Annotated in this window: 21 protein-coding genes; 9 read left to right on the top strand and 12 right to left on the bottom strand. The window is 64.7% G+C overall.

The window, feature by feature from the left end; translation table 11 throughout:
* Positions 1–120 precede the first annotated feature (120 nt).
* The 7 genes from accB (at position 121) to AC1D2E_RS01070 (ending at position 8,589) form a co-directional block, all read left to right on the top strand.
* Positions 121–597, top strand: a complete 477-nt coding sequence (gene accB / locus AC1D2E_RS01100; RefSeq protein ID WP_478195670.1) for an acetyl-CoA carboxylase biotin carboxyl carrier protein — start codon at positions 121–123, stop codon at positions 595–597.
* Between the two features lie 8 nt (positions 598–605).
* Positions 606–2,015, top strand: a complete 1,410-nt coding sequence (locus tag AC1D2E_RS01095) for an acetyl-CoA carboxylase biotin carboxylase subunit (protein ID WP_478195669.1) — start codon at positions 606–608, stop codon at positions 2,013–2,015.
* Positions 2,016–2,067: 52 nt separating this feature from the next.
* Positions 2,068–3,531: a hypothetical protein gene (locus tag AC1D2E_RS01090; RefSeq protein ID WP_478195668.1), complete on the top strand. Its 1,464-nt coding sequence runs from the start codon at positions 2,068–2,070 to the stop codon at positions 3,529–3,531.
* Positions 3,528–4,403 carry an HAD-IIA family hydrolase gene (locus AC1D2E_RS01085; RefSeq protein ID WP_478195667.1) on the top strand — a complete coding sequence of 292 codons (876 nt, stop codon included), beginning with the start codon at positions 3,528–3,530 and terminating at the stop codon, positions 4,401–4,403. Before AC1D2E_RS01090 ends, AC1D2E_RS01085 begins: the two co-directional genes overlap by 4 nt.
* Positions 4,400–6,409, top strand: a complete 2,010-nt coding sequence (locus AC1D2E_RS01080; RefSeq protein ID WP_478195666.1) for an acetoacetate--CoA ligase — start codon at positions 4,400–4,402, stop codon at positions 6,407–6,409. The genes AC1D2E_RS01085 and AC1D2E_RS01080 overlap by 4 nt, the downstream gene beginning before the upstream one ends.
* Positions 6,410–6,502: 93 nt before the next feature.
* On the top strand, positions 6,503–7,747 hold the full coding sequence (locus AC1D2E_RS01075; protein WP_478195665.1) for a Tm-1-like ATP-binding domain-containing protein: 1,245 nt from the start codon (positions 6,503–6,505) through the stop codon (positions 7,745–7,747).
* Positions 7,748–7,797: 50 nt separating this feature from the next.
* Positions 7,798–8,589 carry an SDR family NAD(P)-dependent oxidoreductase gene (locus tag AC1D2E_RS01070; protein WP_478195664.1) on the top strand — a complete coding sequence of 264 codons (792 nt, stop codon included), beginning with the start codon at positions 7,798–7,800 and terminating at the stop codon, positions 8,587–8,589.
* Here the strand turns inward: AC1D2E_RS01070 and AC1D2E_RS01065 are convergent.
* The 7 genes from AC1D2E_RS01065 to AC1D2E_RS01035 all read right to left on the bottom strand — a co-directional run bounded on the left by AC1D2E_RS01065 (position 8,574) and on the right by AC1D2E_RS01035 (position 15,557).
* Positions 8,574–9,839, bottom strand: coding sequence for an amidase (locus tag AC1D2E_RS01065; RefSeq protein WP_478195663.1), 1,266 nt, complete (start codon positions 9,837–9,839; stop codon positions 8,574–8,576). The genes AC1D2E_RS01070 and AC1D2E_RS01065 overlap by 16 nt on opposite strands.
* 16 nt (positions 9,840–9,855) lie before the next feature.
* Positions 9,856–10,914, bottom strand: a complete 1,059-nt coding sequence (locus tag AC1D2E_RS01060) for a branched-chain amino acid ABC transporter permease (protein ID WP_478195662.1) — start codon at positions 10,912–10,914, stop codon at positions 9,856–9,858.
* A 1-nt stretch (position 10,915) separates the two neighbouring features.
* Complete coding sequence (locus AC1D2E_RS01055; protein ID WP_478195661.1) at positions 10,916–11,821, bottom strand: branched-chain amino acid ABC transporter permease; 906 nt, start codon at positions 11,819–11,821, stop codon at positions 10,916–10,918.
* On the bottom strand, positions 11,818–12,573 hold the full coding sequence (locus tag AC1D2E_RS01050; protein ID WP_478195660.1) for an ABC transporter ATP-binding protein: 756 nt from the start codon (positions 12,571–12,573) through the stop codon (positions 11,818–11,820). Before AC1D2E_RS01050 ends, AC1D2E_RS01055 begins: the two co-directional genes overlap by 4 nt.
* Entirely contained in the window at positions 12,570–13,238 is a 669-nt protein-coding gene (locus AC1D2E_RS01045; RefSeq protein WP_478195659.1) for an ABC transporter ATP-binding protein, read from the bottom strand. Before AC1D2E_RS01045 ends, AC1D2E_RS01050 begins: the two co-directional genes overlap by 4 nt.
* 84 nt (positions 13,239–13,322) lie before the next feature.
* The gene (locus AC1D2E_RS01040) at positions 13,323–14,645 is read right to left on the bottom strand and encodes an ABC transporter substrate-binding protein (RefSeq protein ID WP_478195658.1); all 1,323 of its coding nucleotides are present in this window, start codon (positions 14,643–14,645) and stop codon (positions 13,323–13,325) included.
* Positions 14,646–14,699: 54 nt separating this feature from the next.
* The gene (locus AC1D2E_RS01035) at positions 14,700–15,557 is read right to left on the bottom strand and encodes an SDR family NAD(P)-dependent oxidoreductase (RefSeq protein WP_478195657.1); all 858 of its coding nucleotides are present in this window, start codon (positions 15,555–15,557) and stop codon (positions 14,700–14,702) included.
* Between the two features lie 247 nt (positions 15,558–15,804).
* Between AC1D2E_RS01035 and AC1D2E_RS01030 the strand changes: the two genes are divergently transcribed.
* Positions 15,805–16,578, top strand: coding sequence for a coniferyl-alcohol dehydrogenase (locus AC1D2E_RS01030; protein WP_478195656.1), 774 nt, complete (start codon positions 15,805–15,807; stop codon positions 16,576–16,578).
* Between the two features lie 438 nt (positions 16,579–17,016).
* Here AC1D2E_RS01030 and AC1D2E_RS01025 read toward each other — a convergent pair whose 3' ends face one another.
* Both AC1D2E_RS01025 and pobA read right to left on the bottom strand, forming a co-directional pair.
* Positions 17,017–17,967, bottom strand: coding sequence for an amidohydrolase family protein (locus AC1D2E_RS01025; RefSeq protein WP_478195655.1), 951 nt, complete (start codon positions 17,965–17,967; stop codon positions 17,017–17,019).
* Positions 17,968–18,730: 763 nt separating this feature from the next.
* The gene (gene pobA / locus AC1D2E_RS01020; RefSeq protein WP_478195654.1) at positions 18,731–19,903 is read right to left on the bottom strand and encodes a 4-hydroxybenzoate 3-monooxygenase; all 1,173 of its coding nucleotides are present in this window, start codon (positions 19,901–19,903) and stop codon (positions 18,731–18,733) included.
* A 214-nt stretch (positions 19,904–20,117) separates the two neighbouring features.
* On the opposite strand from pobA, the gene AC1D2E_RS01015 reads away from it, so the two are divergent.
* A complete protein-coding gene (locus AC1D2E_RS01015) occupies positions 20,118–20,963 on the top strand; it encodes a helix-turn-helix domain-containing protein (protein WP_478195653.1) in 846 nt (281 codons plus the stop codon).
* Positions 20,964–21,020: 57 nt separating this feature from the next.
* Here AC1D2E_RS01015 and AC1D2E_RS01010 read toward each other — a convergent pair whose 3' ends face one another.
* The 3 genes from AC1D2E_RS01010 to modA are packed head-to-tail and all read right to left on the bottom strand — an operon-like array spanning position 21,021 to position 23,364.
* Complete coding sequence (locus AC1D2E_RS01010) at positions 21,021–21,812, bottom strand: TOBE domain-containing protein (RefSeq protein WP_478195652.1); 792 nt, start codon at positions 21,810–21,812, stop codon at positions 21,021–21,023.
* The gene (locus tag AC1D2E_RS01005) at positions 21,805–22,596 is read right to left on the bottom strand and encodes a sulfate/molybdate ABC transporter ATP-binding protein (RefSeq protein WP_478195692.1); all 792 of its coding nucleotides are present in this window, start codon (positions 22,594–22,596) and stop codon (positions 21,805–21,807) included. Before AC1D2E_RS01005 ends, AC1D2E_RS01010 begins: the two co-directional genes overlap by 8 nt.
* An 18-nt stretch (positions 22,597–22,614) precedes the next feature.
* The gene (gene modA / locus AC1D2E_RS01000; RefSeq protein ID WP_478195691.1) at positions 22,615–23,364 is read right to left on the bottom strand and encodes a molybdate ABC transporter substrate-binding protein; all 750 of its coding nucleotides are present in this window, start codon (positions 23,362–23,364) and stop codon (positions 22,615–22,617) included.
* Positions 23,365–23,383 lie beyond the last annotated feature (19 nt).

Below are 23,383 nucleotides of genomic sequence, written 5' to 3'. Positions count from 1 at the left end.
CCACTGGCCGGGAAAACAAGAAGACAGGAGACAAGCGTGCGACGGCCGTCCTCGGCCGCCGCGAGCCATGGCTCCTTCTTACCTGTGCGGCGAGCGCCGCGCCTTCAAGGAGTCATGTTCATGAGTTTTTCCCACGAAGATGTTCAGCGCCTCTTGCAGCTGCTGGACAGCTCGCAGTTCGACGAGCTGCAACTTGAAACCGAGGGCATCAAGCTGTCACTTCGCCGCAATGGTGCCGGGTCGAATTTCACCCCTTCGGCGTCGAGCGCCGCACCCGTGGCCCTGCCTCGCGTTTTACCCGCAGCCGCGCCCGCAGCACCTGTGCAGCCAGCCCCCACCCCAAGCAGCGACCCCTCGCTCCTGGAAATCCGTGCGCCGATGCTCGGCACCTTTTATGGCGCTCCAAAGCCTGGCGCTGAACCTTTCGTCACCGTGGGTGGACGGGTCGACGCGAACACCGCCGTGGGGATCATCGAGGTCATGAAGCTGATGAACTCGATTTCCGCCGGCTTGGTCGGCGTAGTGGTCGAAGTGTTGGCGCGCGATGGTGATCTGGTCGAGTTCGACCAGGTGCTGATGCGAGTTCGCCCAGAGTGAGCGCGGTCATGAGAACGGCAGACGAACTGGCGATCGACGGACCGATCCGCCGGGTTTTGGTGGCGAATCGCGGCGAGATAGCGGTGCGCATCATCCGCACGCTCAAGCGCCTGGGCATCGAGTCGGTGCTGGCGGTCTCGGCCGCCGATCGCGACAGTGTCGGGGCCCGGCTGGCCGATCGCTCGGTGTGCATCGGACCGGCGCGCGCGACCGACAGCTACTTGCGTATCGGCACGCTGATCGAGGCCGCGCGCGGCGTCGGCGCACAGGCCGTTCATCCGGGCTACGGATTTCTCTCCGAGCGTGCCGAGTTCGCCGCAGCCTGCGAAGAGAACGGCCTGATCTTCATTGGGCCCACCGCTGAACAGATCGAGCGGGTCGGGAACAAGCTCGAGGCACGCCGCTGCGCCGAACAGGCGGAGGTGCCGATTGCCCCTGGCGGGCAGGTCGATACGTTGCCTGCCGCGCTCACGATGGCCGAGCAGATTGGCTATCCCGTGCTCATCAAGGCCGTGGGCGGGGGTGGCGGCCGTGGTTTGAAGCGTGCGAACACGCCGGAAGAATTGACTGCGCTTTTTGATCTCGCGAGTTCCGAGGCCCTGGCCGCCTTCGGCGATGGACGCGTGTACGTGGAGTGCTTCGTGACCCAGGGACGCCACGTCGAGGTACAGATTCTGGGCGACGGCGAGAGCGTGATCCACATCGGCGACCGCGATTGCTCTGTCCAGCGCCGCTACCAGAAGCTGGTCGAGGAGGCGCCCGCGCCGAACCTGACCGAGGCCATGCGCCGCGACCTGCACGCGGCAGCCGTTCGCTTCTCCAAGCACATCAACTACCGCAGCCTGGGGACGATCGAATTCCTGGTCGACGTGGCGCGCCAACGCTTCTACTTCCTGGAGATGAACGCGCGCATCCAGGTCGAGCATCCGGTGACCGAGCAAATCAGCGGCCTGGACCTGGTGGCCGAGCAGCTTGTCGTGGCACAGGGCCATCGGTTGCGCCTGAAACAGGCCGACGTGAGCCTGACAGGCCACGCCATCGAATGCCGTATCAATGCCGAGGATCCCACGCATGACTTTCGGCCCGCGCCGGGCCGAATCACGGCGGTCCACTTTCCGACCTGGCCGAACCTGCGCGTGGACACCCACATGGAGGCGGGCGCGATGATCTCTCCGTACTACGACTCGATGATCGCCAAGGTCATCGCCACCGGTGCAGACCGCGAACAAGCCCGGAGGCTCCTCGAAAGCGCCCTGTCGGAAGTTCGCATCGATGGCGTCTTGAACAACATCGCCTTGCACCGTGCCGTCCTCGCCACGCCCGAGTTTGTCGAAGGCGGCTTCGACACCGGATTCCTCGGACGATTCCTGGCGGGCTCCGGCGCCGCCGTCTTCCGCCAACCGGCGGCACAGGCCTAACTCAAAGGACACCCTGATGACCTCAACTCGACTCGACTTCATCGACACGACGATGAGAGACGGCAACCAGAGCCTGTGGGGCGCCACCGGCCTTCGTACCGGCATGATGCTGGAGATCGCGCCCGATCTCGACCGCGTGGGGTATCGCGCGATCGACTTCGCTACCAGCACGCACATGGCCGTGACGGTGCGGTTCCACAAGGAGAACCCTTGGGAGCGCATCCGTCTCATGAAGGCGCGCATGCCGCGCACGCCCCTGAGCTTCTTGTCGACCGGCATGCGCTTCATCTCGTGGGAGACGGCCCACCCTGAACTGATGGACCTGTCGTATCAATTGCTGGTACGCAACGGCATCGAGCGCTTCATGGTGATGGATCCCATGAACAACATGCAAGCCGTCGCCGACAGCGCGACCGCCATCGCCGCTGCCGGCGCGCGCGAGATCGTGGGTGCTGTCGTCTACACGGTCAGCCCGATCCACGACGACGCCCATTTCGCCGACGCCGCGCGCAAGTTGGCCGCGGTGCCGGCGATCACGCGCGTCTACCTCAAGGACCCGGGTGGTTTGCTGACCCTGGAGCGCGCCCGGACGTTGCTGCCGGCACTCCACAAGGCCCTGGCCGGCAAACCGCTGGAGTTGCACTCGCACTGCACGATTGGTCTCGCGCCGTTCACCTATGCCGAGGCACCCGCCCTCGGCGTGGAAACGCTGCACACGGCCTCCCGGCCGCTGGGCAACGGAAGCAGCCAGCCGGCGATCGAGAACGTGGTGGCCAATTTGCGAAGCCAGGGCGTCTCCGTCGATCTGGACATGGAGGCAGTGGAACGTGTCAGCAGCTACTTCGCTGCGCTGGCCGCCGCCGAGGGCCTCGCGCCGGGCGTACCGCAGGAGTACGACATGCGCTACTTCCATCACCAGTTGCCCGGCGGAATGATCGGCACCATGCGTCGACAACTGCGAGAGATGCGTCAGGAGCATCGCTTGCCGGAGGTGTACGAGGAGGTCGAGCGCGTTCGGCGCGAACTGGGCTATCCGATCATGGTGACCCCGTTCTCTCAAGTGGTCGGGACCCAGGCCGTGATGAACGTCTTGGCGCCTGAACGCTATGCCAACCTGCCAGACGAGGTCATCCGCTATGTGATAGGCCGGTTCGGCACGCCGCCCGCACCGATGGACCCCAACGTGCGCGACCGCATCGAGCAGCTGCCCCGTGCACGAGAACTGGCAAACCAGAGCGCGATGCCGGAGCTCTCCGAGCTTCGCCGCCGTTTCGACTCCAGGCTCTCCGATGAGGAGTTTCTGCTGCGTGCCACGATGCCTGCCGAGCAGGTGGATGCCATGGTGGCGGCCGGTCCCTGTCGCCAGCACTACAGCGCGGTGGCCAGCCCGGTGGAGCGCCTCGTCAGCGAGCTTTCCAAGAGACCCGACGTGAGCCATGCGCGCATCGAGCGGGACGGTTTCCTCCTGGACCTGCGGGCCAGCAGGCCAGCCGCCCCGGCGGGAGGTGCTGCATGAGCGACAAAAATCAGAGCGCTGCACCGGAGACGGAGACCGCGGTGACCGCTCCCACGTTGGCCGGCGTGCGCGGATACGTCTTCGACATCGATGGAACATTGGCACTGGCGGACAAACGCCTGAGCGGTTATCAAGCGCTTCCGGGCGCCCGTGAATTGCTCGCATTGCTCCGTGAGCGCGGACTTCCCTACGTCGGCTTCACGAACGGGAGTACCAAGACCCCACAACAGCTCTCGCAGGCGCTGACGCAGATCGGTATCGAACTGGACGAGAAGCACACCCTGACACCGGTCAGCGTGGCGATCGACCTCTTTCAACGCCGGCGCTACAAGCGGCTGCTGGTACTCGGCGGCGAAGGCGTCTGGAAGCCCTTGGTCGAAGCAGGCTTCGACGTGGTGCGCTCTCCCGAGCGCGCCGATGATGCCGAAGCCGTCCTGATTGGCTGGCATCCGGAGTTCGCGCTCGGCGATCTCGATGCGGCCTGCCGCGCGGTCTGGGCCGGCGCGGCGTTCTATACCGTCTCCAAGGCAGCTGTCGTGGCCAGTCGAGAGGGCCGCACGCTGGGAATCTCGGGCGCGCTCGCGGCGGCCGTGGGCAGCGTCACGGGAAAGAAGGCGGTGGTCGTCGGCAAGCCGTCGGCCCAGGCCCTGGTGTGTGCCAGTGGGCGTTTGGGTGGCCTGAAGCCGGCCCAGATGGCGATCGTCGGCGACGACATCAGCCTGGAGAACGCCATGGCCCTGCGCGGCGGAGCGATCTCGGTGGGCGTCCACACGGGATTGAGCAGTGCCGAGGACTTCGAGCGTTTGCCCTTGGGTAGCCGTCCCCACCTGTCGATCAGCGGCGTGGATCGGCTCCTGGAGATGCTGACATGAGTGCCACAGACACCGCCAGCGCTCCCGCAGAGGTCTTGTGGGCACCTCGGCCTGACCAGGTCGAGCCGACGCGCCTCGCCGCCTATATGCGGTGGCTGGCCGCCGACAGAGGTTTGAAGTTCGACAGCTACGACGCGTTGTGGCGCTGGTCGGTCGACGAGCTCGAGGCCTTCTGGCAGTCGATCTGGGACTTCTTCGATGTGCAGGCTGATGGCAGCGGTGAGCCTGTGCTGGGCTCGATCGCCATGCCCGGCGCGCGATGGTTCCCGAACACGCGGTTGAACTATGCCGAGCATGTCTTTCGCCATGCCAGCGACGACCGGTCCGCGCTCATCGCACGCAGCGAGGACACCGGCACGTACGAGGTCTCGTGGGCGGACATGCGGCGCGACACTGCAGCGCTGGCAGCCCGCTTCCGCGGCCTCGGTGTCGGCCCTGGCGATCGCGTGGCCTCGTACATGCCGAATCGGGCCGAGACCGTGGTGGCGTTCCTGGCCTGCGCCAGTCTGGGCGCGATCTGGTCCAGTTGTGCTCCCGACATGGGCGCTACCGTGGTTCTGGATCGGTTCCGTCAGATCGAGCCAAAGGTTCTGCTGGCCGTGGACAGCTACAGCTACAACGGCAAGGTCCACGACCGCCGCGAACTGGTCGACGAGTTGCTGCTGGAACTGCCGACCGTTCGCCACGTCATCCATGTGGCAGGGCCGATATGCAGGGCCGCGTCGCACAAGCCTCCGGCATGGCGGGATCGCTCGAGTTGGCAAGACTCGGTCGCGGCCGATGCCGAACTGCGTTTCGAGCGGTTGCCCTTCGATCACCCCCTCTGGATCGTCTATTCGTCAGGCACGACCGGGCTGCCCAAGGCCATCGTGCACAGCCAGGGCGGCATCGTGCTGACGCACCTGAAGACCATGGCGCTGCAGCACGACCTGCGCCCAGGCGATCGCCTGCTGTTCCTGGGCGGCACCGGCTGGATCGTATGGAACCTGCAACTTGGTGCGCTGCTGACGGGGGCGAGCATTGTGCTCTACGACGGCAATCCGGCCTGGCCCGAAACGGCCTCGCTGTGGCGCTTCATCGATGAACAAGGAGTCACGTTGTTGGGCTGCGGTGCGGCCTACCTGATCAACTGCATGAAGGATGGCCTGCGGCCGCGCGATCTGGTCCCCATGAAGAGCCTGCGGGCCATCAACGCCACAGGGTCGCCTTTGCCGATCGACGCCTACCGCTGGGTCTATGACGCGATCAAGCCCGATCTCTGGCTGGCCTCGATCAGCGGCGGAACCGACATCGCTTCCGGCTTCGTCGCTTGCGCGCCGATCCTCCCTGTGACCGCCGGCGAGATCCAGTGTCGTGAGCTGGGTGTCGCCGCCTATGCGTTCGACGACAACGGACACGCAGTGATCGACGAGGTGGGCGAACTCGTGATCACGAAACCCATGCCCTCCATGCCGATCTACTTCTGGGGAGACCCGGAGCAGCGGCGCTACCGCGAGAGCTATTTCGAGATGTACCCGGGCCTCTGGCGCCACGGCGACTGGATTCGCTTCACGGATCGCGGGACCTGCGTCATCTACGGCCGTTCCGATTCGACCATCAATCGATATGGCATCCGCATGGGAACGGCGGAGATCTACCGGGTCGTCGAAGAATTGCCGGAGATTCGCGACAGCCTGGTGGTCGACCTGGAATACCTCGGGCGGCCGTCCTTCATGCCGTTGTTCGTGGTGCTGGCGCCCGGCGAGGTCCTTGACGATGCCCTGAAGGCACGCATCGTCCAACAGATCCGTACCAAGGCCTCCGCCAGGCATGTCCCCAACGAAATCTACCAGGTGGCCGAGATCCCGCGAACGCTCACCGGCAAGAAGATGGAGGTTCCGGTGCGCAAGCTCCTGTTGGGGGCCGCGCCGGACAAGGTGGCCAGCGCAGATGCGATGGCAAACCCGAAAAGCATCGCTTTCTTCGTGCGTCTGGCCGAGCAAATGAAAGCCTCGGAAGCGACGTAACGCGATCTGCATCAGATTTTTTGAACCCGCGGAAAGCCGCATCTCGACGGCCGCCGCATTTTCACCGTGTCACGCGACACAAGGAGACAGGAAATGAGCAGCAAACCCAAGGTACTGATGATCATCACGCTCGACACCAAGGCGGTGGAGGCGAAGTACATTCGTGACGTGCTGGAATCGCAAGGCGTGGACGTGGTCCATCTCGATCCGAGCATCCGTGAGTCGTCCGATTCGAGCGCGGAGATCACGCCCGAGGCTGTGGCTGGCGCAGCCGGCAAGACGATCCAGGAGGTACGCGACCTGAAGCACGAAGGCAAGTGCCAGGCCGTGATGATCGAAGGCGCCGTCAAGTGCGCACTGAAGTTCCACGAGGAACATGGCCTGAGCGGCATCATCGGAGTCGGCGGATCCATGGGAACCGCGCTTGGCACGGTCGTGATGGGCGCTTTCCCGTATGGTCTACCCAAGGTCATGGTGTCGACGATGGCCTCGGGCTTCACGAAGCCATTCATCGGCGCCAAGGACATCAACATGTTCAACCCGGTGTGCGACATCGCGGGGCTGAACAGCATCACACGCGATGTATTCCGGAACGCGGCGCTGGCCACGGCTGCCATGGCGAAGGACTACTCGCCGAAACGCGTGGAACCCAAGCCTCTCATCGCCATGACGACGCTGAGCACGATCGACAAATGCACGGTCAACGTGCGCAAGCAACTGGAAGCCAAGGGCTACGAGGTCATGGTGTTCCACACCCTTGGTACAGGCGGCATGGCCATGGATCAGATCGTCGGCGAGCGCGACGTCGCGGCGGTGGTCGACACCTCATTGGTGGAGATCAACGACTTTCTCAACAACGGCCTCTGCAGCGCCGGTCCGGACCGAGCGAAGTCGGCCATCCGCAAAGGCGTTCCGGTGATCTTCGCCCCCGGCAACGCGGACTTCATGGTGGCCGGCCCCGTCGACCAGGCTCGCGCTCAGTTTCCTGGCAAGCGTTACCACATGCACAACCAAGCACTGACGGCCGTGCGCACCGAAGCCGGCGAGCTTGAGGCGCTGGCCAAGCACATGGGAGGCCTGATCAAAGATGCGGAGAAGACGCGTGGCCCGGTGTCGTTCTTCGTACCGTTGAAGGGCTTCTCGAACCACGACAGTCCGGACGGCTATCTGCATGACCCGGCCCTGTGCCCGGTGTTCCTGGAAGCGCTGAAGAAGGCCCTGCCGGCGGGCATCGTGCCCCGCGTGTTCGACTGTCACATCAACGATGCGGAGTTCGCGGATGCGATCGTCGAGCAGGTTCTGGCGTACACAAAAGACAAGAGCGCGGCAACTGCCTGAGCACGCAAGCGCGTGTAGCAAACGTTTCATCACGAAAGAGACTCGACCCAATGACCACGGATACCAGGAACCCGGGCGGCCCAACCGCTCAGCGCGCCTTCGAGGGCAAGGTTGTCCTCGTCACTGGGGCGAGTACCGGAATTGGTCGAGCCACCGCGATCGCCTTCGCGAGCGCAGGCGCCCGACTGATGCTGGGCGACATTGACAAGCGATCCGCCGACACCGCTGCCTCCATCGTGGCGGCGGGCGGCGAGGCGCGTTTCGTTCCTACCGATGTCAGCGATCCCGAGTCGGTTCGCGCGTTGGTCGAAGCAACTGTGCAGACCTATGGCAGGCTGGACGCCGCGTTCAACAACGCCGGCCTTCTGCCCCCTACTGCGGACTTCGCAGACATGAGCGTGGAGGATTTTGATCGCACCATCGCAGTCGACCTGCGTGGGGCGTTCCTATGCCTCAAGTACGAAATTGCCACGATGCTCAAGACTGGCGGCGGCGCCATCGTCAACACCGCGTCCGTCGCCGGTGTCGTTGCTGATCCAGGCATGGCCTCCTACGTCGCTGCCAAACACGGCGTGGTCGGCCTTACCAAGGCAGCAGCGCTGGACTATGCGACACGCAACATCAGGGTCAACGCCGTCGCGCCCGGGCTCGTCGCGACCCCAATGACAAACCGGTGGCTCGACGATCCGAAATTCGCCGCGAAGCTCATGCAGAACAGTCCGATCGGGCGGCCCGCGCAGCCGGAGGAAATAGCAGGAACCGTTCTGCATCTGTGTTCGTCAGCTGCGTCCTTCATCACGGGTCAGACCTTCGTGGTCGACGGGGGTCAGACCGCGCACTGAGCTGAAGCTGACGCAAGTGGTGGCATGCGCAGATGCCAATGCGTTGCATGCTGGAAGGCGGCGCCCAGAGCCAACAGGCGGGCTTCGGCCCCGCCTCGTCCGACGAGTTGGATGGCCAGAGGCAGGCCGTGGCGGTCGAACCCCGCAGGAAGACTGATCGCACAGCCGCCGACGTGGTTGACCCAGCGCGTGAACTGGCCAAGCGGCGTGCTGCGCTCGTCGATCGAATCCAATGACGGGGCGCTGCAATGCACCGTCGGCAGAAGCAGCAACTCGTCGGCCGGCAACCACTGCTCGAAGCTATCGGTGGCTTCGCGGCGCGCATGGTGTGCGGCGGCGACTTGGACGGGATCGGTGCTGCGCGCCTGGTCGAGGCGGCGCCTGATCTCCTCGCCAAATGCACGAGGGTCGTTCTCGAGTCGCGTGCGATGGATTGCCCAGGCTTCGGAGGCAATCAGCATGCCGGCGTCCCGCGTCAGGTCGGCCAGTGCGAAGGGCGTCGCGCGTTCGTGCAACTCTGCTCCCAAGCTCTCCAGCACTCCGGCTGCATCCTCGAGCGCCTGCTGCACGTCGGGCTCCACGGCCACGGGGTAGTCTGCTCTCGGGAGCCGGGCGATCTGCCAACCTTGCGGCTCCCCCATCGGCTGCAGCCGCGTTCGAGCCAGCACCTCGAGAAGGCGCCTGCAGTCCTCGGCACTGTGGCCCATGGGTCCAACGCTGTCATAGGACGGAGCGAGTGGGAACACGCCATCGAGCGGGATCAGACCATGGGTGGTCTTCAGGCCGGTGATGCCGCACAACGCCGCAGGCATGCGAATCGATCCTGCTGTGTCGCTTCCAAGCGCCGCCGTCGCCATGCGCGCGGCCACCGCCACTGCCGAGCCGCTGCTGGAGCCGCCCGCCACGCGTACGGTGCGCGAGTCCCAGGGGTTTCGCGGCGTACCGAGCGCCGCGTTGATGCCCCAGCCGCCAAAGGCCAGTTCGACCATCTGGGCACGGCCGGCGATCCGCGCACCGGCATCCAGAAGGCGCTGAACAGCGGGTGCCGACCCGGTGGCGCGCCTGTCTGCGAACATCGGCGCGCCGACGCCGACGAGCTCCCCGGCCATGTCGAAGTTGTCCTTGATGGCGATGCTCCACGCCTGGAGGGCGCCTGAGGAGGCGGGCTCCCGGAGCGATCCGAAGCTCACGAAGGCGTGCAGCGCGTCGTTCAAGCGCACAAGGGATGGGTCGATCGAGGCGTCCTGCATCACTGCGCTCGGCGGGTCAAGGCTTGGCGACTGGATTCGGCGCTGCAACGGGTGGGGCTTTCTGGTCGTGGAGGCGACCCCGCAAGTCCAACCAATATCCCACAGGCAGCAACTGCACCCCCAGCCGGCGCTCGATCTCGCCCCAGATGCCGCGCGGCAGCAAAAGCGCAAACAGGAGCGCCGTCGCACCCAGGCCGATGAGATAGATCACACCGGTTGCGCCGAACAAGGTCTCCAGCGTAAAGAACAGCACCGCACCGAGGATCGGCCCCTCGTAGGTGCCGATTCCGCCGACCAGCACCATGAAGATCATGTACGCAGTCCATTGCACGCTGAAATAGGTCTTGGGCTGGAAGGTGATCGAGGTGGCGAGCCACAGCGCGCCGGCAGCGGCGCAGCCGAAGGCAGACAGCACGAAGATCAGTCGCTTCGATTGATGGACGCGAATGCCCACCGAGCCGGCAGCCTCCTCGTTGTCGCGGATGGCCTGCGCCGCGGTCCCCATCTTGCCGCGCAGCATCACGAAGACCAGCCAGGCCAACGCCGCCATCGTGGCCAGCGCCGCCCAGTAGGTGTAGGCGCGCCGCGCGTCGGCGCCATAGGCCTGCAATGAGATCAACGAGGTACCGGTCTCGCCCTGCACCAGGTTGTCGAGATTCACCAGCAGATGCGCCAGTGCCGCCACGACCCACATCCCGATCGCGAACTCCCCGCCACGCAGGCGCAGCATGAGCGAGGAGATCGGCAGCGACAGGGCGGCGACGATCGCCGCCGCCAGCAACAGGGCAGGATAGGGGCTCACGCCCCAGTCGGCCAGCCGTACCGCGAAGTAGGCGCCGAGGCCAAAGAAGGCCTGCTGGCCGACCGACAGCAGTCCCGCATAGCCAGCGAGCGCATTCCACATCAGCGCGAGGATGCCGTAGATGAACAGGGTCGTGAGGCGCTCCACGAGATTGGGCGACAGGAACAGCGGTCCGACGGCCAGCACCAGCTGCGCCGCGACCACCAGCGACACGGTGAGGATGGAAGCCGTGGTCCAGCGCTTGACGCGGGAATTTTCAGGCGGCGAAGTCATTTCATGCCTTTCTGGCGGGGCGGCGCATCGATCGAACGAAACTGCGGAAACGGTCCGTGGCATAGACACGGGCCAGCAGGACGAGGAGGAAGACCACGTGGCCTGCAATGAGGAAACCCTGCGGATGCACTTGCGCGCCGATGCTCTGTGCGACGCCCAGGACGATGCCGCCGACCAGCGTTCCCCACAGCGACCCGGCGCCGCCGATGATCACCGCCTCGAAGGCGAAGATCAGCTGCTGCGGCCCTGTGTAGGGGTCGAAGGTCGCGCGCATCGCAAGGAAGCCCCCGGCGATGGCCACGGTCGCCAGCGCGATGGCGCTGGAGGCGGCATAGACCGACCTGGCATCCACGCCCACGAGTTGGGCGGTGTCGGGGTCATGGGCGGCGGCGCGAATGCGGCGCCCGAGCGCGGTGTGCGCCAACATGAGGTGCAGGCCACCGAGCAGCGCGATGGCCACCGCAAGAGTCAGCACGGCGAGCTGGCCGACGATGATGCCGCCGGGCAAGGTCCAGCTGTCATAGCTCAGCGAATCGATGTACGGTGCCAGCGAGCGGGTGTCGGCGCCGAAACCCTCGAACATCGCGTTGTCGAGCACGCTGGCGAGTCCGAAGGTACTGAGCAGAGGCACCAACGCGCCGGCACGCGCGCTGCGCTCAAGAACCAGCCGGTGCAGCACCCAGCCGAGCAGCGCCATCACCGGAACCACGGCCAAGAGTCCGAGCAGCGGGTGCACCTCGAAGCGATCGGCCAGGAAGTACAGCATGTAGGCGGAGAGCACGGCCAGGCTGCCATGGGCCAGATTGATGATCCGCATCACGCCGAACATGAATGAGAGCCCACAGGCGAGCACGGCGTAGTAGCCGCCGAGCATCAGGCCCTGGGTGATTTGATTGAGCCAGATCATGGGGTGGCAGTCGAAGCGGTGGTGGCCTGCGCCGCGGGCGCGCGGTGGCCGAAGTAGCAATCCATGACTTGCTCGCGTGTCATTTCGTCGGTGCGTCCGCTGGCGACGACCCTGCCCTCGAGCAGGCAGACGATGCGGTCGGCCACCTGAAAGGTTCGCTTCAGGTCCTGCTCGACCAGCACGACGGTGGTGCCTTGTTCGCTGCCCATGCCCATGAGGGAGTGCAGCGAATCGTAGACCCCCTGCACAGCCAGGGGCGAGAGGCCCAGCGATACTTCGTCGAGCAGGAGCACCCGTGGATTGGTCATCAGCGCGCGGCCGATGGCCACCGCCTGCTGCTGGCCACCAGACAGCGTCCCCGCCGCGGCCTTCAGTTTGGGTTTGAGCTGCGGGAAGGCCTCGAGAACCGTAGCCAGATTCCACCTGCCCTCGCGCATGGCCGAGCGGGCGACCAGCAGGTTCTCCTCCACGGTCATCGCAGGAAAGAGGCGCCGACCTTCCGGCACCAGCGCCAGGCCGGCTGCGGCGCGCCGGTGCGCAGGCATGCTGCTGACGTCCTCGCCATCGAAGACGATGCGGCCGCCGGACACCGGATGAACGCCGGCCACCGTGCGCAGCAGGGTCGTCTTGCCGGCGCCGTTGGCGCCGACCAGCGCGAGTGTCTCGCCCTGCTCGATGTCGAGGCTGATGCCCTGCACCGCGGTCAGCAGGCCATGCCGTGCAACCAGGCTTTCGATCTTCAGCAAGCTCATTGGCCGCCTCCCAGGTAGGCATCGACGACCGTGGCGTTGGCGAGCACCTCCTTCGGGTCGCCCTCGGCGATCACCCGACCGGCGTCCATGCAGACCAGCCGCTGCGCCACCTGCAAGAGGACATGCACGATGTGTTCGATCCACACGATGGCGATATTGCGGGCATGCAGCACACGGATCGTCTGCACCAGTTCGGACGCCTCGCCGTCCGTCAGTCCACCGCCGATCTCATCGAGAAGAAGGACCCGTGGATTGGTGGCCAGCGCACGCGTGAGTTCGAGGCGCTTGCGGTCCAGCAGGCCGAGCGTCTCTGCGCGGCGGTTGGCGACCTGGGTCATGCCGCACAGGTCGAGCGCGTCGATGCAGCGATCGTAGGCCTCGGTGCGTTTGAACCCGCCGCCGTGCGTCGCCGCCGTGAAGACGTTCTCGAAAACCGTCATGCCGGAAAACGGTTGCGGAACCTGGTGCGTGCGAGCAATGCCCAGGCGGCATCGCGTGGCGGCGTCCAGCGAGGACACGTCCGCGTCCCGGAACTCGATCTTGCCGGCTGTGGCGGCCTGGGCGCCAGAAAGAACGCTCAGCAGCGTCGTCTTGCCGGCACCGTTGGGCCCGACGATCCCTATGGCGTCCCCTGGCCGGACGTCGAAATCCACACCGTCGAGCACGACCAGCGCACCGTAGTGCTTGCGAATTCCACGCGCGGACAGCAGCGAGTCTTGAGCCGACATGAGAGGCAGGATCCTTCCGATTCAGGCGAGCGGAAGGAGCTTGGCGCCGACCGGTACGTTCGGATCGGTCGCGTTCTCCGTGATCACGTAGTCGAACTTGTACTTCGAACCCGCCGGCGCCTTGACCCACTGGGTGCCGATGATCGAGGTATTGGACACGTTGGGTACGGGTCCCTTGGTGAAATCGACCTTGCCGATCATGGTGGTCACGACCAGCGTGCTCAAGGCCTTGGCGACGGAGGCCTTGTCCTTCGGATTGCCGCTGGTCTTGAGGGCCTCGGCTCCCGCGTCCAGGAGCGCCATGGTCGCGCCCAGCTGCTGCGTCCACTGCTTGTTCGCGGACTTCTCGTAGCTGTTGGCGAGATCGACGCTGCTGATGCCCGTCAGCGCCGACTTGTAGGGGAAGGTCTTGTGCCAGTAGCAGGCGCTGGAGAGGTTGTATCCGAGTGGACCCAGCGCTTCCACGTTGGAGGGGAAGAGCCCGAACTTGGCCACCTGCGCGATCTTTAGTTGTTTCGTCAGGCCCTGCTGCGCAGCCTGGCGCCAGAAAGCCGCGAAATCGGGTGGGATCGGGAAGGTGTTGAAGATCTCGACCTTTTCGGCCTTGAACTTGGCGATCTGCGCGGAATAGTCGGTGGTGCCGTCTTCATAGGGGCCCGCGTCGACGATCGTGAATCCGGCCTTCTGCAACGCCGGTGCGAGGCTGGCCCGGATCGCGTTTCCGTCTGCATCGTTCGGGTACAGGGCGCCGACTTTCTTGTTGGTGGACAGCAGGCTCCACTGAGAGGCGTAGCACTTCGCGAACTCGTCAACTCCGAAAGAAAAGTGGTAGGTCCACTTGAATGGCGAGGGCGCGCCGGGCTTGGCGCCGCGGCCGAAATACCATGCCTCCCAAGGCATCACCGTCGACAGGCACGGCACGCCGGCGGCTTCGCAGGCATCAGATACGGGGTTGACGGTTTCCGGCGTCGAGATGGCGAGCATCAGGTCGACCTTCTCGCTGTTGATCAGCGTCTTCGCCAACTGGCTGGCCCGGGCCGGATCGGACTGTGTGTCGCGATCCAGAATCTCGACCGCGTACTTCTTGCCGCCGACGGTCAGCCCCTCCTTGAGGGTTGCGCGCGCGAGCCCAAGAATGAAACCATCGGCTTCGCCGAAGCCGGCCAGGGCGCCGGTGCGCGGGCTGATGAAACCGATTCGAATCGTGCTGGACGCATCGGCTCCCTGGGCGAACACCGAGGCGGGATTCAGCAATGCCAGCCCGACCGCGCCCCCGGCCCCGAGCACTGTACGGCGGGTGGGCATCGACTCGTTGTCGCTGCTGAGGTTCAGGTCTGCATTCATGACTTTGTCTCCTGGGTTTTGTCTGAGTGAAAAAGAAATCGGAATCAAGCAGGCCTACTTGGCCATGCAGCCGCCGTCGGTGACGAGCATCAGGCCGGTGGTGAAGCTGGAAGCGGCCGACGCGAGGTACAACGCCGTGCCCTTGATTTCGCTTGCGTCCGCCACGCGCAACATCGGCGTGAACGCGGTGACGGCTGCAACGAAGTCGGGATCGTCGTATTTGCCGTCCGCCAACCGGGTCCGAAAGAACCCCGGGCAGATTGCGTTGATCTGGATGTTCTGCGTCGCGTACTCGAGCGCCAGTTCGCGCGTCAGATTCACAACGGCGCCCTTGGCCGCGTTGTAGGCCGGGATCGGCGCGACGCTCGATGCCCCCGCCAGTCCCCACATCGAAGCGACATTGATGACCTTGCCGCTGCCTTGGCGCACCATGATCTTCAGCGCCTCGCGGTCTGTGAAGAAGACCCCCTGAAGGTTGACGGCCAGCACCGCGTTCCAGTTCTCAGTGGGGTAGTCGTGCAAAGGCTGAGGCGCAGCGTCGGCGATGCCGGCATTGGCGAAAGCGATGTCGACGCGTCCGAAGTTCTTGTCCGCGAGCTTGAACAATGCAGCCACGTCGGCTTCGCATGTCACATCGCACTTCACGCTCAGCGCCTTGCGTCCAAGTGCCTGCACCCGGGCGGCAATGGCCTCGCATCGGTTCATGTCAATGTCGGCGCACACGACGTCGGAACCGGCCTCCGCCATCGCTTCTGCGATCTGATAGCCCAGCCCGTTGCCGGCACCCGTGATCACGCTGACTTTTCCGGTCAGGTCGAACATTTCCATCACGTGCATATGAGCGCCACTGGATGGAGTCCTGGAGGGGCCACCGGTTGCGACGGCGGCGATCTTGTCAACCGAATCGATCATTGATGTCTCCTTGGCGGCGGCTGGGGGAGTGCTAGTGCCACTTCCTTTCCACGAGCTCTTTGTGATGTCTCGATCAGGTACAGATCGACAACGAGGCGGATCATGTGTGCTGTCGCCCGACTGACTGAAGCTGCGTCGCAGTTGTTTTCACTGGGTGAAAACGTCTAACGCGTGAGGGCAAGCCCTAATGACGACCATAGGGCGCGCGCGTCAGATGACACATCAAACGCTCGCAAAGGCCTCTTTCATGCTCCAAGGCAAGACCATCATCGTGACCGGCGCGGCGTCGGGGATCGGCGCTGCTTCCGCGGCACTTCTCGCATCCCATGGCGCGCAAGTCATCTCGGTGGACATCAACGAACCGATGCGACCTGTAGGGCGCTTCATCAAGGCCGACCTTTCGGACGAGTCATCGATCGATGAACTGGTGGCCGCACTTCCGAGTGGTGCGAATGGCTTGGCGAACATTGCGGGCCTGCCGCCGACCCGGCCGGCTGAGGCGGTCGTGAAAGTCAATCTCGTGGGACTCAAGTACCTGACGACCCAGTTGGTTCCGAAGCTCTCGGACGGTGCTTCTATCGTCAACCTTGCGTCTCTCGCAGGCCTGGGATGGGCTGACGCGAAGGACGCGATACTGGCGAGTTCGGACCTGGCGTTCGACGACGTGGCTGCATTCTGCGAAAGCCACGCAATCGCCGGAGCGCGCAGCTATTTCTTCTCGAAGGAAGCCCTCATCGTTTGGACCATGCAAAACCGATGGACGTGGCGTGCACGCGGCATTCGAATGAACTCGGTCAGCCCCGGGCCGGTCGATACACCAATACTGAAGGACTTCATCCAGACGCTTGGCGCCCGCGCGGAAGAGGATATGAAGACGATGGACCGACCCGGCACGCCCGCGGACATCGCTCCGGTCATCGCTTTTCTGATGTCCGACGGCTCAGCTTGGATCAGGGGGACAAATCTACCTGTGGACGGCGGAATGCTCTCGAACGTGCTTTGCAACAGTCACGGTCTGTGATGGAACCGCCTCTTGTGCCTAGTGGCCCTCCCACGCGGGCGACGAGCACCCTCCGGCCAGGGGTTCTGCCGTGTGTTGCTTTGAACAAGTTGCACCGCGCTCGGAGCCTTGGTCGTCTTCATTGGTATCTCCCGGATCGGTTGAGTTTGTCGACTACTTGCGCAACGTGTTGAGATGCGCCCCGGGCCTTTCAGCGCGAGTCCACCGAACAGGTCAGGCATCGATTTGGTCAGCTCGTGGGTCGCCTCGCAACCCAACCGTGCAGATCGAGCGGACCACCGGTCGATCCGCCGTGCAGTTCACTTCTCGATAAGACGGAGTTGCCTGGAGGTGCCTACTTCGAGCAATCGCTTTTCAACGATCTACCAGTGGCTCTCACATCGGAAGGACGGATGGCAGAGGATGGCGCGACATGCAGAGCCAAGCTGACTCACATGATCAGATGGTAGGCCTGTCGGTCGGCGCGGCGGACTGCCCCGGTGCGGGTACGGCGGAGGGCGCCTGTGGTACGGCGCTACCGCCTTTGTTGCCAAGCCCTAGTAACCGGATCGCGTTGCCCTTCAGGATCCCGGGCGTCACCTCGGGCTTGAAGCCGGCGTCCTCAAAGTCCTTGAGCCAGCGGTCGGGCGAGATCAGGGGCCAGTCGCTGGCAAACAGGATGCGGTCCTTCAGCAGCGTGTTCGCGTACTGCACCAGCTGCTTTGGGAAGTACTTGGGGCTCCAGCCCGAAAGGTCGATCCACACGTTGGGCTTGTGCGTGGCCACGCTGAGGGCCTCGTCCTGCCACGGAAAGCTGGGGTGCGCCATGATGATCTGCATGTCAGGAAAGTCGATCGCCACGTCGTCCAGGTGCATCGGGTTGCTGTACTCCAGGCGAAGACCTCCGCCGCAGCGCATGCCGGAACCGATGCCGCTGTGGCCCGTGTGGAACACGGCTGGAAGACCGTATTCGTTGATGACCTCGTAGATTGGCCACGCCATCTTGTCGTAGGGGTGGAAGCCCTGCACCGTCGGGTGGAACTTGAAGCCCTTGACGCCATGCTCCGCGATCAGCCGGCGAGCCTCCCGCGCGCCCATCTTGCCCTTGTGCGGATCGATGCTGGCGAAGGCGATCATGATGTCGGGGTTTTTCTGGGCCGCGTCGGCGATCTCCTCGTTGGGCACGCGGCGGCGGCCTAGGTTCGACTCGCTGTCGACGCCGAACATCACCAGGCCGATCTTGCGTTCCCGGTAGTAGTCGATGCTCTCCTGGATGGTTGGGCGCCGGCTCGAACGGAAGTACTTGTCCGCGGCACGGTCGTATTCCTCGCCGTAGTTGTCGAATGGGTTCCAGCAGCTTAGCTCGGCATGGGTGTGGGTGTCGATCGCGATCAAACTGTCGATGTCCATTCGTGTCTCCAGGTCGAGAATTCCTCGGTGGCTTTGATTTGATTGTTTCCGATAATCAGAATCAACCTTGCAACGGAAAGCAAGAATGCGTCATCAGGATCTCCAGGTCGAGCTTTTACGACGACGAAGCTCATTCCGCTCGACCAGTGACGCAAAGCGCACCGCGCTGTCCACCGTGCCCATCCTGACCCTGAGCGACGCGTTCGACAAGGTCACAGCCCTCGGTGCGCTCCGCTTATCGGCGGCGAAGCCCGCACTCAGGCAAGCGGATCGAACGCAGCTCCAGCGGTATTTGCAAGCGTTGCGGCGCCTTTCGGCTGCGCGGACTTCGCTGGCGCCGTTGCGGTGTTCCACAGCGGCCAGGGCAAGCCGGGGCAGCCATCAATCGGTCTGGGCAGTGTAGGCCCGGAGCCGGTGATGGCGGCGCGCGGGACCAGGGCAACTCGCATCATCGGCATCTATGGGCCCTCGTCGAAATCTAACCTTGCCGCAGTGGGTGCAACGGATTGCATCGACGCGCGCGCAAACCTGAGTCGCGCCCAATCTCATCGCTTGCGCGACGAACGCCGCCTTGCCTCGACCTTCTCTCGAACTAGCACGTTATGAGACGTCCAGGCCCATGTGAACTTTCTGCGCTCTTCCATGGTCGGTCTTCTTGTTTCTGACGACGCAAGTCACAGCATGACGCTCAGCACTCCTCGGCATGCAACCTGCTCTCACGGACACCGGCAGGCTACCCCGGCGAGGCGAGCATCATGTCTAGCTAGAACGGCAGTCCCACATAGTTCTCAGCCAGGGATCCCAGTGCCTTCTGGGACGAGAACAGGTAGGCGAGGTCTGTGTCCTGCAAGCGCCGGTCAAAGGCACTGCTGTCGGGAAAGCGATGAAGCAGGGTGGTCATCCACCACGAGAAACGCTGACCCTTCCAGACCCGAGCCAGCGCCTTCTGCGAATAGGTGTCGAGGCCGCGGTCATCGCGCTTCTTGTAGTGATCGACCATTGCGTGATAGAGGTAGTAGATGTCGGATGCGGCGCTGTTGAGGCCGCGTGCGCCGGTCGGTGGCACGATGTGCGCGGCATCGCCGGCAAGGAACAAGTTACCGTAGCGCATCGGCTCGGCCACAAAGGAGCGCAGCGGCGCGATGCTCTTCTCGATGGAGGGACCGGTCGTGAGTTCGGCGGCCACCGACTGCGGCAAACGCTTCCTGAGTTCGTTCCAGAACTGCTCGTCCGACCAATCGTCGACGCTGTCCGTCAAGGGGACCTGGATGTAGTAGCGGCTCAGGGTCTGCGAACGCAGCGAGCACAGCGCAAAGCCGCGATCATGCTTGGCATAGATGAGTTCGGGCGAGACGGGCCGGGTGCGCGAGAGCACCCCCAGCCACCCGAAGGGGTAGACGCGCTCGAACTCGGTGATCTTGTCCTTCGGAATGGACTTGCGGCTCACGCCGTGGAAGCCATCGCAGCCGATGATGTAGTCGCAGTCGATGCGCTCGACCTGATCGCCCATGCGGTAGGTCAGGTAGGGGTGTTCGCTTTCGAGGTCGTGCGGCTTCACGTCCTGCGCGTTGTGGATCACGATACCGCCGAGCTTGTCGCGGCCTTCGTAGAGATCGCGCGTGAGTTCGGTCTGGCCATAGACGACGACCGAATTGCCCCCGGTCAAGCCGCTCAGGTCGACCCGTTCCTTGATGCCGTCGTGGGCGATGTAGAAGCCGTGATGGATCTCGCCTTCGCGATCCATGCGCTCGCCGACCTGCGCCTCGCGCATCAACGCGGCGAAGCCGTGTTCCAGCACGCCGGCGCGAATGCGGCCCAGCACGTATTCGCGGCTGTGCTGTTCGAGCACCACGTTGTCGATCCCCTGCAGATGAAGAAGTTGCGAGAGCAGCAGCCCCGAGGGACCGCCGCCGATGATGCCGACCTGAGTTTTCATGGGTGTCTCCTTTGGTTCGAAGCGGATGCACTTCGTGTTCGAATTGTGCGCAGGCAGGGCCAGCCGCACCTTGGACAGATGCCCCCGAACAATTGCACTTTTGCCGTATATTGCGCGCATGCCTGCTTCATCGCCGCTGCGCCGCTCCACCTCTCGCCGAAAGACTGCGCGATTGCCGGCCTTCTCGCTCTACGGAGAGCAAAGCCGCCCCGGTATGCCGCTTCTGCACATCGAATCCATTGATTCGCGCAGCCGGCTCTACGATTGGGAAATCGATGCGCATGTCCACCAGGGGCTGCATCAGGTGTTGTGGCTGCGCTCCGGCCGCGTCGATGCGATGTTGGACGAATCAAGCAGCAGCAGTACGGGTCCGGCRGCKCTGACGATTCCTCCGGCCGTCGCCCATGCMTTCCGCTTCTCGCGCGATTGCGACGGCTTCGTCCTGACCGTCGACGCGATGCTGCTCGCCGAGGGCGATGCGGCCGGCATCGACGAAGCGCTCCACCTGCTTTTCGGGTCGCCCCGCGTCATGACGCTGGAAGCCTCCTCGCCCGAGGTGATGCGCTTGCAAAMCTTGTTCGAAGCGCTGCATGCCGAAAGCAACACAGCCGACGGCCTCGATGGCCCGGTGCCCTTGTGGCTTGCGCGCGCCGTCGTCTGGCGGCTGGCGYAGGTGGCACGYCGCGATGCGCAAACGGCCTCACGGCGAGACGTCGCGGGCCGGCAGGCGCATTACACGCGTTGGGTGGTGCTGCTGGAGTCGCACTAYCGCGAGCACTGGCCCGTCTCGCGCTATGCCGAACAATTGGGACTCTCGACCGAAAGGCTCAACCGGATGGTWCGCAATGAGACGGGGCAGAACGCCCAGTCCTTGATCCATACCCGGCTTGCGCGCGAAGCCTGCCGCAGGCTCGTACACGTAGCGGCGCCCGTGTCCAGGTTGGCCTTCGACCTCGGCTTTCAGGACCCCGCCTACTTCTGCCGCTTTTTCAAGCGGCACACGGGCCTCGGGCCGAGGGAATATCGAACTCGGACGCTCGAACGCTTGGCAGGCCGCTGAAATACCCCTTGTCGCAAGGCTTCGTGCAGACCCATGGCGTCCGCTGCGCCAATCAGATCATGCGGCCGTGGCCAGCATCACCGCATACGCCTTGAATACCGCCGTCGCGGCTTGCCCGATGGCCAGGCCCAACGCATCGACCGCATCGTTGGTCACACTGGCCGCCAGGTTGCCGCCACCCGGAAGGGTGACGATCACCAGCGATGACACCGCACCCCGCTCAACGCGCGAGATGGTGCCGGCGAACTGATTGCGGGCCGACAGCACATAGCCGGCGAAATCCGTCACCAGCACGACGGCCGAGGACTTGATCAGCGCAATGGCTTCCTGGCCCACTGCAAGCCCGAGCTTCTGGGCAGCGGCCGTCGTCAGGGTCGCGACGATTTCGTGCCCACCGGCGATCGCGAGCGTCGCCTGGGTCGTGACCGGGCCTGACTCGACGGCCGCGATGGTGCCGGCGAACTGGTTGCGGGCTGTGGTCTTCATGGAAATCCTCCTGAGAAGGCCGGCCAATGCCGGCTGTTGGGTGAGCCAGCTCTCCTGCGTGCGCAGGAAGCCGAGATGAGCCGCCTGCACGATGCGCCAGGCCGCCAGAAGATCGCGGGCCGCGCGTGTCAGCCGGGTGCCACCGCCCCCCTTGCCGCCGATCGCGCTTTCGAGCAGGGGTTCGCTGGCCAGGTTCTCAGCCGTCTCGAGCAGGAGCCAGGCGCCCTTGTAGCTGTAGCCGGCGGTGCTCGCCGCACGGTTGATCGAGCCGGTGTTGTCGATCGCCTCGAGCAGCGCGAAGAAGCGCGCATCGAGCCGTCCCGCCAGCTTCAGCTCGCCCGACAGCAGCGTCGCGTCAGCCATGGACCGGCGCTCCCAGCCATCCCCGCACCGCCCCTTCGGCGGCGGTGACCGCTGGCTTGTCCCACCCGGGCACAAGCAAGCGCTGAGTCAATTCGCGTCCGGCGCCGCGGCGGACATCGACTTCGCGCACGGCCCGCCCGCCCTCGATCACGAAGGTGACGTCGGCCAGCGCCAGTACGTCGTCGATGTCGTGCGTGATCATCACCACCGGCACGCGCCGGCGTGCACAGACCTGCGCCAGTTCGCGACGAAGCTCCTGCCGAAGCATCGGATTCAGCGCCGCGAAGGGCTCGTCCAGCAGCAGCACCGAAGGCTCGCAAGCCAGGGCGCGGGCCAGCGCCACCCGCTGCTGCTGGCCACCGGACAGCGCGGACGGCCGGCTGCGCGCGAAGGCGCTCAGGCCGAAGCTCTCCAGCAATCCGTCGACCCGTTCGGCGTCGCGCGGAGACAGGCGCCGATGCCACCAGTTCTTGAGCCCGAAGCTCACGTTCTCCCAAACGCTGAGGTGCGGGAACAGCGCATAGTGCTGGAACAGGTAGCCGACGCGCCGCTCGGCCACCGCCAGATCGATGCCGAGACTTGCATCGAACAACGTCCGGCCGCCGATGCGTACATGCCCGGCCACTGGCCGCTGAAGCCCGGCGATCGCCTGCAGCGTGAGCGATTTTCCCGCGCCGGACGGTCCGTACAGCGCGACCACGGGGGCCTCGCAGGCAAAGCATACGGCCAGGTCGAATCGGCGTGCGCCGTCGCTCACCGAGGCCTGGAGATCGATATCGATCATCACGCGGGCTCTCCCTGCTCAGGGCTGCCCGAAGCCGAATCTGGCCAAGACATCGAGGGCCGGTGGCGTGGACAGGAAGGCGATGAAATCTTTGGCGATGGCCTTGTTGCGGCTCTCGCTGACCACGATCACCGGATAGCTCACGGGCGTGTGGCCCCCCGCGATGAGCACCACCCTCACCTTGTCGCCGCCGATCGCCGCGTCGGTGCGATAGACGAAGCCCGCCTCCGCCTCGCCGCGCGCAACGTAGTCCAGCACTTGGCGCACGGTGTCGGCGTAGACGAATTTCGGTTCGAGCACCGGCCAGAGTCCGGCCGCGTCGAGCGCCTCCCTGGTGTATCGGCCCACGGGCACGGTGGCGGTCTTGCCGATCGCGATGCGCTTCACGCCGGGCGATGCCAGATCCGCCAGCGACCGGATCTCCGGCGCACCCTGCGCAGGGGTCACCAGCACCACGCTGTTGAGCGCGAAGTCCCGCTTGCTGTCCGCGTCGAAGAGCTCTTGCTCGATGCCGCGCGTGACGGTGACCTGGTCCGCGCTCGCGAACACATCCACCGGCGCGCCCTGTGCGACCTGCTGGAGCAGCACGCCGGAGGCGGCGAAATTGAAGCGCAGCGTCACGCCGGGCTTGCCGGCCTCGAACTTCGGGCCGAGCTCCTGGAATGCATGGGTCAGACTCGCCGCGGCCGAGACGGTGAGTTGCTGCGCAGCGGCCGATGGTGGCAACGCGGCCGCAACGACCACTGCGACGACTGCGAGGAAACGGATGGAACGCATCTGTGAAACT

The organism is Variovorax sp. P1_H2, from assembly GCF_056405295.1.
The sequence above is the reverse complement of the archived record's forward strand: the minus strand, read 5'-3'. Positions and strand labels throughout refer to the sequence as shown.